The 15,070-nt window shown below is 66.1% G+C and carries 11 protein-coding genes and 1 tRNA gene; 4 read left to right on the top strand and 8 right to left on the bottom strand.

The features are described 5' to 3' along the window. Nucleotides 1–346 precede the first annotated feature (346 nt). From ASF54_RS08465 to ASF54_RS08450, 4 genes are all read right to left on the bottom strand, one after another. Nucleotides 347–2,443 (bottom strand): vWA domain-containing protein, encoded by a 2,097-nt coding sequence (locus ASF54_RS08465; protein WP_055960862.1) that lies wholly within the window; start codon nucleotides 2,441–2,443, stop codon nucleotides 347–349. 41 nt (nucleotides 2,444–2,484) lie between these two features. After that, entirely contained in the window at nucleotides 2,485–3,870 is a 1,386-nt protein-coding gene (locus ASF54_RS08460) for an AAA family ATPase (RefSeq protein WP_055960860.1), read from the bottom strand. Nucleotides 3,871–3,904: 34 nt separating this feature from the next. Next, nucleotides 3,905–4,591, bottom strand: a complete 687-nt coding sequence (gene pnuC / locus ASF54_RS08455) for a nicotinamide riboside transporter PnuC (protein WP_055960857.1) — start codon at nucleotides 4,589–4,591, stop codon at nucleotides 3,905–3,907. A gap of 171 nt (nucleotides 4,592–4,762) precedes the next feature. Further along, on the bottom strand, nucleotides 4,763–5,716 hold the full coding sequence (locus tag ASF54_RS08450) for an EamA family transporter (RefSeq protein ID WP_084816049.1): 954 nt from the start codon (nucleotides 5,714–5,716) through the stop codon (nucleotides 4,763–4,765). A 211-nt stretch (nucleotides 5,717–5,927) separates the two neighbouring features. On the opposite strand from ASF54_RS08450, the gene ASF54_RS08445 reads away from it, so the two are divergent. Then, nucleotides 5,928–7,298, top strand: coding sequence for an LCP family protein (locus ASF54_RS08445; RefSeq protein ID WP_235480976.1), 1,371 nt, complete (start codon nucleotides 5,928–5,930; stop codon nucleotides 7,296–7,298). 412 nt (nucleotides 7,299–7,710) lie between these two features. Continuing rightward, nucleotides 7,711–7,800, top strand: a tRNA-Ser gene (locus ASF54_RS08440). 283 nt (nucleotides 7,801–8,083) lie between these two features. Here the strand turns inward: ASF54_RS08440 and ASF54_RS08435 are convergent. The 4 genes from ASF54_RS08435 to ASF54_RS08410 form a co-directional block, all read right to left on the bottom strand. Beyond that, nucleotides 8,084–9,997, bottom strand: a complete 1,914-nt coding sequence (locus ASF54_RS08435) for a hypothetical protein (RefSeq protein ID WP_055960855.1) — start codon at nucleotides 9,995–9,997, stop codon at nucleotides 8,084–8,086. Then, complete coding sequence (locus tag ASF54_RS08430) at nucleotides 9,994–10,992, bottom strand: hypothetical protein (protein ID WP_157510085.1); 999 nt, start codon at nucleotides 10,990–10,992, stop codon at nucleotides 9,994–9,996. Before ASF54_RS08430 ends, ASF54_RS08435 begins: the two co-directional genes overlap by 4 nt. 130 nt (nucleotides 10,993–11,122) lie before the next feature. Next, complete coding sequence (locus ASF54_RS08425) at nucleotides 11,123–11,968, bottom strand: hypothetical protein (protein ID WP_157510084.1); 846 nt, start codon at nucleotides 11,966–11,968, stop codon at nucleotides 11,123–11,125. Between the two features lie 1,027 nt (nucleotides 11,969–12,995). Then, nucleotides 12,996–13,373 (bottom strand): hypothetical protein, encoded by a 378-nt coding sequence (locus tag ASF54_RS08410; protein ID WP_157510083.1) that lies wholly within the window; start codon nucleotides 13,371–13,373, stop codon nucleotides 12,996–12,998. Nucleotides 13,374–13,922: 549 nt separating this feature from the next. Between ASF54_RS08410 and ASF54_RS08405 the strand changes: the two genes are divergently transcribed. Together ASF54_RS08405 and ASF54_RS08400 are read left to right on the top strand one after the other, a co-directional pair. Beyond that, entirely contained in the window at nucleotides 13,923–14,474 is a 552-nt protein-coding gene (locus ASF54_RS08405; protein ID WP_055960843.1) for a hypothetical protein, read from the top strand. Continuing rightward, nucleotides 14,461–14,961, top strand: a complete 501-nt coding sequence (locus ASF54_RS08400; protein WP_055960842.1) for a helix-turn-helix domain-containing protein — start codon at nucleotides 14,461–14,463, stop codon at nucleotides 14,959–14,961. Before ASF54_RS08405 ends, ASF54_RS08400 begins: the two co-directional genes overlap by 14 nt. Nucleotides 14,962–15,070: the final 109 nt, after the last annotated feature.

The following is a 15,070-nucleotide window of genomic DNA, read 5'->3' as shown; positions in this document are numbered from 1 at the left end:
GGTCGCGGCACCGGGCCTCGTGCGAGCCTCGGCCGCCCGGCGCTGCGACCGCCGCCGCGCCGAGCCTCGGCCGTCCGGCGCTGCGACCGCCGCCACGCCGAACCTCGGCCGCCCGGCGCTGCGACTGCCGCCGCGCCGTGCCGCGAGTGGCGGCAATTGTCGGGCGGGGTCTGTCCGCTGCAGCATTAGGCGCCACTCGGCGACGTTCCGGTTTGCGCGACCGCCGTTGGCGCAGACGCCGCCCTGCGAGTGCCGCCAAATGTCGTGCGGGGTGGGCCCACCGCAGCCTTAGGCGGCACTCGGCGCCGGGTCTGTGCCGATCGGGCGGTTTCAGCGCCGCACGCGGCTAGAACAGCCCACCAAAACGGCCGGGATAGTCGCTGAGGCCGCCGGCTCCGAACCCGCCGGCCCCGAACCCGCCGGCCCCGAACCCGCCGGCTCCAAACCCGCCGGCCCCACCCGCCTGCCGCGACCCGAGGTACGACTCGACCACCGCGGCCCCGAGGTCGTCGGCCTCCGGCGCGATGACGGAACCGCCGACGCGCTTGGCCATCGACGCGATGAAGCGCGCCAGGCCGGGGTCGTCGCCGAGGCGGAAGAACGTCGTGTGGGCGCCCAGTCGCATCGAGTTGTCGAGCTCGCGGACGGCGTAGGCGACGGTGAGCGGATCGGGCGGGTAGTTGAAGTAGACCTCGCCGTCGGGCTCGAGGTGCGAGGTCGGCTCGCCGTCGGTGACGATCAGCAGCACGGGTTGGGCATTTGGATGCTTGCGGAAGTGGCGGTTCGCGAGCAGGAGCGCGTGGTGGAGGTTCGTGCCCTTGTCCCACATGGCCTCGAGCCCGACGAGCTTCTCGATCTCCATCACCTCGGCCTGGCGCCCGAAGCCGATCAGCTGCAGGTCGTCGCCGCGGAACCGGCTCGTGATGAGCGTGTGAAGCGCAAGAGCGGTGCGCTTCATCGGCACCCAGCGGTCTTCCATCGCCATCGAGAACGACGTGTCGACGAGGAGGGCGACACAGGCCTGAGTTCGGGCCTCGGTCTCGAGCACTTCGATGTCGCCGACCTCGATCCGCACGTGCGAGCCGGCAGGGAGCCCCGCACCGGCCGTGCGGGTAATCGAGTTCGTGATCGTGCGGGTGACGTTCCAGGGTTGGGTGTCGCCGAACTCCCACTCGCGCGAGGCGCCAGAGAGGTCGCCCGCTGCGCCGGCGCGTCGCACGTCGTGGTTGCCGCGACGCCCCGAGAGTGCCTCCGAGACGTCGCGGAGAAGAGCCTTGCCGAGTTGGCGCATGGCCTTCGGGGTGAGGCGAAGCTGGCCGTCGGTGCCGCGTTGGATCGCGCCCGAGTCGCGCAGTGCTTTCTCGAGTTGTTGGAGGGCGCGGGCATCGACCGATGCGGCATCGCCGAGCTGACGGGTGAGCGCGTCGAGGTCGAGGTCGTCGAGCTGCGAACCGTTCGACGACTGGGCCAGCTGGTCGGCCAGCGCATCGAGGTCGGCGATGTCTTGGAAGACGCCCGTGCCGTCGCCGAGCCCCAGCCCTTCGGAGCCTTCCATCCGCTCGGAGCCGCCCCAGTCTTCGCCGGGGCGGAGCGACTGCAGGTTGCCGTCGAGCTGCCCGAGCGCCTGCATCAACTCGGGGGAGCCGAACGCCTGCTGTGCCAGGGCGTCGAGCTCGTCTCGTTGCTCCTGCGTCATGGAGTTGCGCATGCGCTGGGCGGCGGCGGCGCGCGCGGCCAGAGCGTCGATCAGTTCGTCGACGCTCTGGGGCCCCTCGGGAAAGAACGCGCCGTGCTTGGCCATGAAGTCGTCGAACATCTCGGGGGTGTCGACGCCTTCGCGGTGAGCGTCGAGAAGAGCGTTGAGGTCGCCGAGCATCGCGGTGATCGCTTCGCGGTCGGCTTCGGTGGCACCTTCGAGCGCCTGCTTCATGCCGGCGAACCGCTGGTCGAGCATCTCGCGGCCGAGCAGCTCTTTGATCTTGTCGTAGCTCTGACGGGCCTCGGCGCTCTGCCACGAGTAGTCGCTGAGCTCGCTGACGGCGGCGGCCGGCGAGGGCGACAGGCTGTCGAGCTGCATCTCGGCGAGGGCGCGGTCGGTGTCGTCGAGTAGGGCGTCGCGGGCGAGTTGCTTTCGTTCGGCCAGGACGGCCTTGTCGAGCAGCTCCTTGACCTCGCGCAGCGTGCCGTCGAGGTTGTTCTTCTGGGTGAGCTCACGGCGGCGCTCGGCCACCCGGCGGGCGAGGTCGTCGAGCCCGGGGCGGTCGGCCCCACCACGGCGTAGGAACTCGCGGAGGGCCCGCTCGGGCGAGTAGCCGGCCATTACATCTTGCCCGATCGCGTCGAGCGCCTCGGTCAGGTCGGCCGGGGGAGCCAGAGGATCCGGCCCACCCGTGTAGCGACCGTAGCGAGAGTCGCGCGTGAGACGCCGATTTGCTCTAGGCATGCGATACCGTCCGCACCTGGTCAACGGGAGTGAGCACGGTGTCAGCCATAGATCGTCTCGCCCCCGCCCGACTCTTTGCTCACCCGACGACCGAGGTAGAGGCCCTCGAGGGCTAGCTCGATGGCGCCGGCGCGCTGGCCGTCGGTCGTGGCATCGAGGCGTGCGCAGATGTCGTCGTAGATCTCGGATTCGCCGAGCGACGGCAACCCCGCCAGGAAGTCGCGAGCGGCCACCTGCTCGCCGGTCGTGACCATGACGCCGTTCTCGATGGCGGAGACGAGCACGTCGAAGTCGAGCCCGCGGAAGTGCGCGCGCACCGTCTCGGCCGTGGCCGTGCGGAGGAGGTGGTCGAGGATCTCGTCTTCGCGCCCCTCTTCGCCCGATTCGAACTCGATCTTGCCGCCGAGCACGTCGACGGCCGTTTCGAGATCGACCGGTCGAGCGACCGCTTCGGGCTCGCCCTGCCGGGTCGCCCGGTGGAGAGCGGCCGCGGCGATCGTCTCGGCGCCCGCGATGGAGAACCGGGCGCTCACCCCCGACCGCTGGTCGACGGCGCTCGACTCGCGGAGGTTGCGGGTGAATCGGGCGAGGATCTCGATCAGGTAGTCGGGCACCTCGGCGGCCAGCTCGGCCTCCTGCCGGATCACGGCGATCTCGTCGTCGAGCTCGGTCGGGTAGTGCGTGCGGATCTCAGCGCCGAACCGGTCTTTCAGCGGCGTGATGATACGGCCGCGGTTCGTATAGTCTTCGGGGTTCGCACTGGCCACGACGAGGACGTCGAGGGGCAGGCGCAGCACGTAGCCGCGAATCTGCACGTCGCGCTCTTCCATCACGTTGAGCATCGCGACCTGGATGCGCTCGGCGAGGTCGGGCAGCTCGTTGATCGCGACGATGCCTCGGTGGCTCCGCGGGATCAGCCCGAAGTGGATCGTCTCGGGGTCGCCGAGACTGCGGCCCTCGGCCACCTTCATCGGATCGACGTCGCCGATCAGGTCAGCAACGCTCGTGTCGGGCGTCGCGAGCTTCTCGACGTAGCGCTCGCTGCGATGCTTCCACTCGATGGGCAGAGTGTCGCCGAGCTCTGCGGCTCGACGGATGCTCACCGTAGCGATCGGCTCGTAGGGGTGCTCGCCCAGCTCGGAGCCGGCAATGACCGGCGCCCACTCGTCGAGAAGACCAGACAGGGTCCGCAGGATCCTCGTCTTGCCCTGCCCTCTCTCGCCCAGAAGCACGATGTCGTGCCCCGCGATGAGCGCCCGCTCGAGCTGGGGGATCACGGTCGACTCGAAGCCGTGCAACCCCGGCCACGGGTCTCGGCCCTCGCGAAGGGCTTCTAGGAGGTTGTCTCGGATCTCGGCACGGACGGTCTTCTGGGCGTGGCCCGAAGCACGGAGCTCGCCGACCGTTGTGAGCGAAGGGCTGGTCATGCGCGCAACGGTACGCCCGACCCCCGACAACGACCTAGCGGGCGAGGGGGACCGGCTCAGGATCCGGCAGCACCGGCACTGCTGCCACGCGCCGGGTGTGCGCCCAGACGAAGAATCCCGTCAGCGTGAACGCCCCGTAGAAGACGTACATGATCGCCGATGCCCAGTAGCCGGCGCCGAGCAGCAGGGGCACGCCGACCACGTCGACGGCGACCCAGATGAGCCAGAACTCGACCCAGCCCTTCGCCATGCCGTAGGTGGCGAGCAGTGAGCCGACGAAGATCCACGCGTCGGCCCAGACCGGCGAGTACGAGCCGAGAGCGGTGAAGATCGGTGTCACGACCGCGGTGCCGCCGACGAGGGCGACGACGAGAAGGATCCGCGCCCGGCCACCTGCCCACCGGGGTTCGACCGCGTCTCCGCCTCCGTCGCGCGCGTGCTTCCAGCGGTACCAGCCGTAGATCGAGACGACGATGAACATGATCTGACGACTGGCCTGCCCGAGCAGGTTGACCGGGTTGGGCGTCTCGAAGACCGCACCGAGAAAGACGGTGAAGAGGAGGGCGTTGCCCGCGATTCCGATCGGCCAGGCCCACACTCTGCGACGCATGCCGCCGAGGGCAGAGAAGAGACCGAACAGGTTGCCGATCACCTCGCGCCAGAGGACGGTCTGATCGTGAATCGTGAATGTGGCGTCGAACAGCCAGTGGATGGCGCTCATGGTTCTCCTGTGGGGGAGCTTCTCTCATCCAGACTGTCTGAGCCGGACGGCCCCGAAAGGTCGTCCGCCCCACTGTCGGCACCGGAATGATCGCCCCCGCGAACGAGAGCGACTGACCGATTCGGCCCCGTGATCGCACGGGGTTCGCGGGCTGTCACCGCCGGTACGGAATCACACCGTCCCTGAAGCTTCTGACGAAACAGTAACGGGCCCCGTGCCATTCCCATCGGGCGAGGTCACACCGGGTAATGCGGGCTTGGCCCGGCGTCGGTAGCTGGCGAAGAGCACTCCGCCGACCACGAACGCCCCGGCGAAGAGCTCGATCCCGTCGGGGATCTCGCCGAAGACGAGCCAGGAGGCCAGCACGCCGATCACCGGCACCAGCATCGAGAACGGAGCGACCGTGCTGGAGGGGTACTTCGACAGCAGTGTGTTCCAGATGCCGTAGCCGACGATCGTCGCGATGATCACGACGTAGAGGAGGCCGCCGAGGGCCGGAAGCGCGTCCGCCGTGAATGCGGTCGCCAGCGACTCGGCGATGCGGCGGGGGCCCTCGAACAGCAGCGAGAGCGCGAGCATCGGCAGCGGCGGCACGACCGACATCCACAGGGTGAGGTGGAGGGGATTCGGTGCGGCGGCCCGGCGGGAGGCGACGTTGCCGAGCGCCCAGCCGAGGGCGGCGCAGAGCGCGAGCAGCACGGGCAGGATCGCCGCGACCTGCGCCCGGTGCAGCGCGATCGCCAGAAGCCCGAGCACGGCGATGCCGATGCCGATCGCCTGGCGCTTCGTGATGCGCTCGCCGAGGAGGAACCCGGCGAGCACCACGGTGAACGGCGCCGACGCCTGCAGCACGATCGAGGCCAGGCCACTCGCGAGCCCTGCATTCATCGCCAGGTACAGGAAAGCGAACTGCAGGATCCCGAGGCAGCCGCCCACCGCAAGGAGCCAGCGAACCGGAATGGCCGGTCTCGGGATCAGGAAGATCGTCGGCACGGCGAGAAGCGCGAACCGGAGCGCCACCATGAAGAAGGGCGGGTAGTGCTCGAGGGCCAGTGCCGTGGCCGGGAAGTTGAGACCCCACGCGATGGCGACGAGAGCAGCGAGAAGGCGGTCGCGGGGAGACATCCCCTCATCATGTCGTCCTCGGGCAGGCGACGACAGCGCCAATGGCGACCAATTGGATCGGAGGGCTCGACAGGTCGCCAGGCCCTCCCGCTACAATCGCAACCCTTGCCGCCACCGAGCGGCGCGACTTCTGCGGTACGGATTCGGGTCCGGCCACAGCATCCGAGCCCCCGGGCTCCGGAGCGCGCCGCCGCCGAAGGAAAGGACCCCCGTGAGCGAAAACCACCGCTCCGAGAGCCCCCGTCGTGCCGCTCGCCGAGCGCATGAAGAAGCCGCAGCCCGTCAGGCTACCGCCGCCTCGCCGGGCCTCCCCGCTGCCACCGACGGCCTCGCCCGTCACGGTCGCCTCCGCCGGCGTGGCCCGGCCGGATTCGTGCTCAAGACGATCGCCGTCGGCGCGGCCGTCGTCCTGGTCAGCGGCGTTTCGGTCGGCGCGATCGCCCTCCAGCAGATCCAGAGCGACATCGGCGACGGCGTCGCACTCACCGGCGAAGAGACCGAGCCCGCGCTCCAGGGCACCGGCATCGGAGCGTACGAGGGCGGCTTCAACATCCTCATCGTCGGCACCGACAACGACGCCAAGCAGAGCACGGCGGAGTTCGGCAAGCGTGACGCGACCCTCAACGACGTCAACATCCTGCTGCACGTCTCGGCCGACCACACGAACGCGACGGCCGTGAGCATCCCGCGCGACCTCGTCGTTCCGATCCCCGCCTGCGAGAAAGAAGACGGCACCGGCACGAACAGCGCGATGAGCGCCCAGCCGATCAACTCCGCCTACTCGTACGGCGGGCTCAACTGCGTCGTGCAGACGGTCAAGGGACTCACCGGCCTCGACATCCCCTTCGCGGGGCTCATCTCGTTCAACGGCGTCATCGAGATGTCAAACGCGATCGGCGGGGTGCCGGTCTGCGTCAACAAGCCGATCTCCGACCCCTATACCGACCTGAACCTCCCGGCCGGAACCTCCACCCTCCAGGGCGACGAGGCGCTCGCCTTCCTCCGGACCCGCCACGGAATCGGCGACGGCTCCGACCTCGGCCGCATCTCGAGCCAGCAGGTCTACCTCTCGTCGATGCTTCGCACCATTAAGTCCGCGGGCACTCTGTCGAGCCCGACGAAGCTGTACAAGCTCGCCCGCGCCGCGACGAGCAACATGGTCCTCTCCAACAGCCTGAAAAACCCGAGCACGCTCATCGAGATCGGGCTGGCGCTCAAAGACCTCCCGCTCGGCAACGTGAACTTCGTGCAGTACCCCGGGTCGACCGGCGGCACCGGTGTCTACGCCGGCAAGGTTCAGCCCGATGTCGCCACGGCCGGGCTGCTCTTCGACTCGATCAAAGCGGACAAGCAGTTCACGATTCCGAAGGGCTCCACCGGCATCGGGTCGGAGTCGTCGGGGGCCGCAGGGTCGACGGGTTCCTCGGGCGCGGCGGCCGGATCCTCGTCACCACCGGCTCCGTCGACGCCATCGAGCACCCCCACCACACCGGCGACGAAAGCACCGGCTGCGACCGAGATCTCGGGCCTCACCGGGCAGACGGCAGCCGACCAGACCTGCTCGGTGGCCTACAAGTTCTAGGCAGAGCTGTCGAGAGAAGGCCGCCCCGCGAGTAACCAACTCGCGGGGCGGCCCGGTGTCTCACTCAACCGCCCGGGGAAGACGGGAGCGAAGACCCTGCGAGGCCGAGATCAGGGGTGAACGGCCTCGCAGGGCGCTATGCGCCGACAGCATCGTTGCTGAGCGAACCAGCCGTTCTGGCGGGCCTCGACCGATTCGGGCGGTCATGGCCTTGGGGTTCACCATCGGGGTGAACAGCTGGTAACCAAGACTCTATGGGTCCGCATAAAGGAGGACAAGGGGACAATCGCACCCAAATCGGGGGGCAAATTTGTGGGCATAAGTGCGGACACGGCTCCGAGGATCCGATGGGCTCGGTTCGCACTCGGCACCCGGTATAGTGGAGGCCGTGCGTTCGCGAAGCGGGCGTCAAGGAGCTGTCGCATAGTTCGGCCTAGTGCACCACCCTGCTAAGGTGGAGTGCCCTTTTTGGGCACCGTGGGTTCAAATCCCACCGGCTCCGCACTGGGGTCGATGACGTATCTCATCGAAAACGATGACGTATCTCGACCCGAATGAAAAGCCCCCGGTTGTTCCCGGGGGCTTTCGTGCATTCTGGGCTCTGTTGCGGCGTGAGGTGGCGGTGCGGCCTGAGCGTTCAACGCAGGAAGGCCCCGGCGGCCCTGTTTTGGGGCTCGCCGAGGCCTTCTGAGTGCGGTTGGAGCTGAACGGGCGTCTTCTCCGAGTTTCGGGGCACGCCGGTTACACCCTGGCTTGCAGGGTTTTCGGTTCGGTGAGGGGGAGGTCTAGGACCTTATGACGACGATGGTCGGGCGCCGCTTGTAGTTCCGTTTGTAGTGGCTTCGGTTGGCGCGGTCGCGCAGTCGCGTGGGTGGTTTGACGCGCTTTCCTGGTTTCGGCATTTCGGGGGCGGTGCCGCTTCGAATTTGAGTGGCGGTGTTTTTCTGCTCGAGCTTGAAGCGTTCATGCATGTATTCGGCGATGCGGGTCATGTTGTGAGCTACGACCATGAGGGCCCAGACGAGCTGTGCGACGGCGAGGCCACGCATGGGACGGTTGGTCGGGTTGGAGTAGATGGAAGCGTCGTTGTGGAGAACGTCGTTGGAGGACTCGCTGCTGGCTCGGTCTGCTTTGTAGACCCGGTTGTGCTTGCGGGTGCCGTAGGAGAACTTCTGTCCGCTCTCTTTTTCCGATTCGGTGATGGGGATGTTGATGGACTTCTGGCAGCAGACGGTCACCTCGGGGTCCTCGATGTGACTCGGGCTGACGGAGGGGAGGTCGTCTTTCTGCAACGCCTTTTTCGTCAGCTGGCGCAGTGGGCAATCCACCGTGGCGGAGTCGCCAAGAGCCGGGCACTGGTATTTGACGGCTGAGTCGTTGGGCCGGTCCTTGATGTGGAGCTTGAATGCCTGACGGAGGTCGATATCGCGCATCCACTCCGCTTCGGTGATGATGCCGGTGTCCCAGCGGACTGTGGCTTCGAGCAGCTCCTTGGGGGTTGAGGCGCAGTACCAGTCGCCTTCGACGAAGTGGGCACCGCCGTATCCGTTGGTGATGCCTTTTTGTCCGTCCTTGTAGTCCTTGACGACTTCGATGCCACGTTCGCGGAGCGGTTGGTGGAACTTCTCGACGGTCAGCTGGCTGTAGCCCCTGTCGAAGGAGAGTCGGCTGATGGTGGCGCCGCGTCCGAGGATGATGTCGATGAGGGCAATGGTGTGCTCGGCGATGCGCTTGTTGGGCGTGCCGAGGCTGGCGGCGAGGATGAGCTGAGGCGGTGCGAGCGTGTTGTCCGTGTCAGGGTGTTCGTAGACGCCGAGGACCACGTTGCCCATGAATGCCATCTGCCAGTCCGCTGCCACCCACACTTTCGCGTCGGCGGAGTCCTTGATAGCTGCGCCCTTCTCTTTCGGGTACAGGCCGGCCTGCGGTTCGAGGACAGGGCGCTCGACTTCGGCCTCGGGGTCGTCTGCGTCCATATCCGCGTAGCGCTTAAACAGTTCGAGACCGTTCCTTTTGTCTCGACGCCAGGGCGCGAGCTGCGAGACAGCTTCGAGTCCGGTCTGGTCGACAGTGAGTGCGACGCGGTTGTGTCGGCGGAGGTCGCGGGGCAGCTCTTCGAGCGTCATCTGCAGGAGCGCGCAGGTGAACTTCTCGCCACGGGAGACCATCTCCTCGACTCGCTCCGAGTCCTGCTGGAGGGCCTCAGCTTGCTGCTCACGGGTTTTACGGTCGATGGCGCATTTTTTGCCACCTCCCCACGCGTCCCACGTCTTGGTGAGGCGCCGGATGGCGCGTCGGGTGAGCTGGTCCCAGTTCCGGTTCGTCCCGTCGAACAGGTGGGTGACGCCGAGGGCTTCCCGAGCGGCTTCGGTGAGGCGGTAGCCGAGAGCGTTGCCGAGGACGGTGCCTTTCATGGCTGAGCGTTCGGCCATGAGAATGAACAGGAGGATGAGGATGACCTCGTCGCTGATGGTGGGCGGGCGGCCTCCGCGGTAGCGTCCAGCGCCATCCGCGGCTCGCCATTCGGTGATGAGGGCGAGGACGCCGGAGCGGCGGATTCGACGCCTCCAACGGAGGACGAGTCCCTTGTCGATGCGAGTGGTGTTGAGGGAACCGCTGACGACTTCGGCCATCGGCATGAAACCGAAGAGAGTTTCGTCGAAGACGTCGTCGGGCTCGTGAAAGTTGTCGACGCTCACTTGCTGGCCGCCTTCATGATGTCCTGAAAGGCTTCGACGATGCGGAGGTCGTCCAGCTTGCTGAACGCCTCGTAGCGGGCGAGCAAGGCAGTGAGGGACGAATATCCGGCGATGTGGCAGATGACGCGGATGGGGAGCCGGTCGAGCATGTCCACGACCCACGTGTCGCGTAGCTTGGCTCGGTCTACGTTCTTGTTTCGGAGTACTTCGGCGGTCAGCTGGCGTCTTGACTGCGCGGTGACGATGTGGGGCTTGACGACGTAGGGCTCGTTGGTGCGGCGTTGGAATGCTCGGAGGAAGCCCGGCGTCCATTCTTCGCGCATAGCGATGCGGCGAGGCATTTTGCCGGTGACATCGACGAAGACTGTGTCCGTGCTGATGCTGATGTCAGAGGTGCGAACGCGGGAGATTTCGACGCTGCGAAGGCCGGCGCCGCCAGCGAGAGCCACGGCTGTCATCGCGTCAAGCCGGTTCTGTTCTGGCCGAGAGGCTGCCCAACTGCGGATGTCTGCCAGCTCTCGGCGGCTGTAAACGGTGACCGCGGGGCTGGTGTTGGCCCGGCGGCTTTCCAAGACCTCGCCGGTGGTGTGGAGCGCGAAGCGTTGAAGGACTGTTTCGTAGCCCGCGCGCGTGTTGGGGTTCGTGTAATTGGTCGTCACGAATCGGCGGACATGGGCGTCGGTGAATAGGTCGCTCATGAGAAGCGGGATGTGCATCTCTATGACCGCCCAGAGAACGAACGCGGCGACCCTATGGGTGAGGCTGCGTCGGTACTGGTCAGATGCTGCCGGGAAGCTGACGAGCAGCGGGGTCAGCAGGTTCCGGATGGCCGTCCAGGTTTCGGCGCGCGCGGTGCGGCTGCGGTGCATTTTCATCAGCGCCTCCTCGACCAACCGCGTGTTGTGCTCGTTTCTATGAGCAGAGTGTGCTACAGCGATGGGGTTTTGGGAAGAGCTGGTCGGGGCTGGAGTGGTGCGTCGGGTTGCGTCGGTCATGGTGGACCTATGCGCGGAGAAATCCGGCTGATGCATCTGGAGGGCAAAATCCCAGCTCAAGGATCCTTTTCGTAGGAACAACCCGGGCGTGTCGCGCTGGTTCCAGAGGATCGTCTCGCGACCCGTGCATTTAGTCTTCGGCGAACGGCAGGACGTTGTCGAGAGCCTCGGCAGACTCCAGGCCCGCCATCCTAAGTAGAGGCTTCAGCCGTGTGCCGGCATCAAGATGCCCGACGAGCCAGGTCGCGCGCATTCGCCGGGTGGTCAACGGTACCTGTGGTCCGGACCGGGCGACGAAGTCCGTGATGAGATTCTGGTTCGTCCCCTGCTGACCCGTGCGGAATGCCCACCCGGTTCCCGAGAGAATTTTGTGCCGCACGGTCAGAAGCTCTACCCAGACGCCATTAAGGGGGACCGCGCGCGATTTCTTCCCCCGGACGATAACGGCCCGCTCGGACAGGGACACGTCCTCAATGCGTTGGCGGATAATCTCGGCGCCGGTCAGACCTGCTCCGAAGCCCAGGGCCAGCAATGCCCCGGAGGAGCTCGTCAGGTCATCGTTTTGCATCGACCGCGCCCAGGCCCGAAGCAGGCTGATGTCCTTCGCTGAGTATGGGCGGGATGCCTCTGTCTTAGCGAAGGTCCGAATCAGGTCGGAGGTGCTCCCGCCGAGAATCGCCTCGGCGACTCGCCGAATGCGGGCACGCATCGTGCTCTTGCTGCCCGGCGTGTACTCCGCCAGATAGACCTGAATGAAGCGTTCAAGGGTCCGCGGCGCGAGAACGTCCGCATCGTTCAATGGGATGTGCTTGATGAAGGCGTAGTGTGCCAGCCGCGCGACGGCTGGGTACAGCTCGGCACTGCTGTAGACCACCACGGGTTCGGCGCGCGCGACCAAGTCGTGTACGTAGGGGGCAATGGCTGCCCAATCGCGTTCAGGCAATTTCGGCCGGTAGTTGTCAGTGGACTTAGGCACTCGAGTAAATCCTTCCGCGCCGATCTGACTCACGGGCGACTGGCCCGTACGCTTGCGGCATGGGACGACCGCAGCGCGCCACGCCAGCGGAGCTTGCCAGCGCCCCGTGGCCGGAACGGCCGTCGTCTGATCCTCTCGGCGAAACGGCCCGACAATTTGTGCTCAATGTCAGGATGGCCATGGATGGTCGAAGCATCCGCTCGGTCGCTCTCGATTCCGGCATCGGCAACGTCACGCTCGTCAGCATTCTTGCCGGGAAGGCGTGGCCCGACCTTGCGACCATTGCCCGCTTGGAGACGGGTCTCGGGGTAGACCTTTGGCCCGGCAGGCATAGCGCGTCATAGAAGCTGCCGCCGGGATGCGGCTCGTCGGGAAGACTCCTGCTCATAAAAACGAGCATAGGCGCGATTCTCCTCGGCGAGGCGTCGGCCGTCTAGCGCCGGGGAGTGAACCCGCCAGGGCGTCAACGACCTCGGGCTGGACTTATCAGGGCGTTCAATTGGGTGCGTAGATGAGTCAGGGGATTCGGTCTTCGAAACCTGCAACGCCTTCCGGTGAGGGCCGGTCAGCCTCCGTTGTCCGGGGGTGGTCCGTCTTTGGCTGTGGGTCAGCGAAGGGGGTGCCGTTCGTGTGTGGCCCGCAAATCATCACCTCTAGTCGTCTAGCTGGCCTCGAACGGCGATGTGCGCCGTGAGTCATGAGGGGGAATGGACGTCGCAGACCTACCCTTGAGTTCGTGTCAAGGACTGAGCGTGCCCTCCCCATCGAGGGTGCGCCCGCCCCCTGGCCGGACGCGCCATCGGATGACCAGCTGACCGAGATCGCAAGGCAATTCGTCGTTCGGCTCCGGACTGAGATTGGAAGTCAGAGCATCCGCTCGGTCGCCCTGCGTGCCGGTCTCAGCCACGTCACTCTGCTGAAAGTCCTAGCGGGCCGGGCCTGGCCGGACCTCGCCACCATCGGCAGGCTCGAGTTGGCCCTGAATGCCGACCTTTACTCTTCCACAACGATTCGCCACGACTAAGGGTTAGTCCGGTTCAAGGTCGGTTCGGATCCATTTGGCGCCCGCCGCCTCGACGAGATCCCGCAACTCCGTCGTCGGCTCCCTCACGGGCCCCGGCTCCGCAGCAGCGAAGGCCATACGCCGAGCCAGGATGAGCCGACCAAAGCGGACGAGAGGCGCGGCGTCCGGGGCGGATGAGGCCTGCGCCGCATCGCCGGTCCCAAGATCGGCAATGAGGGTGACTCTGTCCTGGCTATCCGAGACGGTGATTGTCACACGGTAGCCAAAGTCGATCACGTCCACCTCGACCCCAGTGGGGACGGATAGGTCCTGCATCCACTCCGTGCGCGCAGACATACCATTCATCCCGGCGACACGAATCCACGCTTGTCCATCAACCATAATGGTAACTATAGTAACCGTAAAGAGCTATGGGATGACGGCCGAGAGGACTGGTGTTGAACGAGAAAAATGATGGTCGTTTCAGTTGCGATTCGGATTGTCGCGCACCCGCATCACGGACTCGACGGACTCGAGGCAGCTGTCCCAGCGCAACTCCGAGGTGCTTGCGCCACTTACGCCGGCGGACAATCCGAAGCCCCATGGATGGAGGAGGAGCGCCAAGCCGTCGTGGGTCCTCTTCGGCTTACGCACCAAGCTGCCCGGACCGAGTCCTACACGAGAGTCAATGTCCAGGGCAGAGCGCAAGGCTGGATCAATGTCCATGCCGGGAACACAGACTTTCTGTTCCCAAAGGTGCAGCCGGGCCGCGCAGAGCGATGAATCCTCCCCAGCGTCCCCTCGCGTATGGAGAAACGTCGCTCATTTCGGAACAGGACATTCCTACCGAGAGATTGGCATCCGTCAACAGGTCGTTCGCGGCCCCTGACGAAGCCTTCCCACGGTCTCGCATCGAGGAGTCGGGAGACAGCACTACGGAGGGAAAGCAGAATGACTGACGGCACGAGCCGCGACGACCAGCCGTCCGACAACGCCTTCCTCGCCAGCCACGGCATGACGAGGAAGTACACGACCGTCACAAAGGACCAGCTGCTCCTGCAGCTCCCGGTCCCGCCGTGGGGTTTGAAGCTTCCGAAGTGGAACCCGGCTCTGGACGTGCCCGGGTGGACTCTGACCGGTGCCGACGTCGAGATGCACCGTGCCAGTCTCGTCTTCGGCTCGCTCATCTACGAGCGCGACTCGGATCAGCGCCGCGTTCTGGTGGGTGTGCGGTGGGACCCTGAAGTTGCCCGTGTCGAGGCGCAATGCCTGGAATGGGAGGAACCAGTCCCCCTCCGCGACCGGGACGCTGTGGACGCGGACGCTTTGGAGCGGTCGACGATTCGTCGCGCCGCGAAGCTCATCGAGGTCAACTCGTTCATCGGTGCCGCCGTCTCCGACTACCAGGCGGAAACCACCATCTTGGAGAGTGCCGGATTGGGACTCGAGCGGCTGCCGCCTCTTCCGCCTGAAGAGGTCAGGGACCCGCATGTCGCCGGTTGACCCCGTGGGCGGCAACGTCGACCCCTTCGATGTCCCGGAGCTTTCGGACGAGGAGGCGGCACTGCTTGCCGCCGTGTGGGAGGCAGACGGCAGGCGGCGACATCTCGAACACACGGTCACCCCGGCTGAGGCGGCCGCCATGCTCCGAGTCGAACCGCGCCACATCGAGGACGACATCAAAGCGGGACGCCTTTGGGCCACGAGTCGTAGCGGTGAACAGCGTGTTCCGCGCTGGGAGTTCGTCTTCACCGGCCAACCGGACCGGCGTGACGCCTGGCAGCTGCTCCCGCATCTGACGGAAGTTCTTGGTGCCATGCCAGTGAGCCTCAGCCGTAAGTACGGGGAGATGATGCACGCGTTCATGACCACACCGCAGGACGAGACCCTCGTCGACGGCGAGCCGGTATCCGCCGTCGACTGGCTTGCCGATGGCCGGGACCCGAACCCGGTCATCGAAGCGCTTACCGATTACGACTGCCGGTGGTGACCCCTATGGCGACAAGGTCACAGGGATTAAGCCGGGAGCCCTCGCGCCCAACCGGCTGCATCACCGACCGGCTGAACGAAACGGGTGCGCTGTGAAGCCTCGTCTTATC

This window comes from Frondihabitans sp. Leaf304, from assembly GCF_001423105.1.
GTDB lineage: Bacteria > Actinomycetota > Actinomycetes > Actinomycetales > Microbacteriaceae > Frondihabitans.
Note: the sequence above shows the minus strand (reverse complement) of the source record. Positions and strands in the feature narration are given on the sequence as shown.

Bases quoted from the DNA above. Each gene is read 5' to 3' on its own strand.
- ASF54_RS08465 (WP_055960862.1), bottom strand. From the start codon at position 2,443: ATGCCTAGAGCAAATCGGCGTCTCACGCGCGACTCTCGCTACGGTCGC.
- ASF54_RS08460 (WP_055960860.1), bottom strand. From the start codon at position 3,870: ATGACCAGCCCTTCGCTCACAACGGTCGGCGAGCTCCGTGCTTCGGGC.
- pnuC (WP_055960857.1), bottom strand. From the start codon at position 4,591: ATGAGCGCCATCCACTGGCTGTTCGACGCCACATTCACGATTCACGAT.
- ASF54_RS08450 (WP_084816049.1), bottom strand. From the start codon at position 5,716: ATGTCTCCCCGCGACCGCCTTCTCGCTGCTCTCGTCGCCATCGCGTGG.
- ASF54_RS08430 (WP_157510085.1), bottom strand. From the start codon at position 10,992: ATGACCGACGCAACCCGACGCACCACTCCAGCCCCGACCAGCTCTTCC.
- ASF54_RS08410 (WP_157510083.1), bottom strand. From the start codon at position 13,373: ATGGTTGATGGACAAGCGTGGATTCGTGTCGCCGGGATGAATGGTATG.
- ASF54_RS08405 (WP_055960843.1), top strand. From the start codon at position 13,923: ATGACTGACGGCACGAGCCGCGACGACCAGCCGTCCGACAACGCCTTC.
- ASF54_RS08400 (WP_055960842.1), top strand. From the start codon at position 14,461: ATGTCGCCGGTTGACCCCGTGGGCGGCAACGTCGACCCCTTCGATGTC.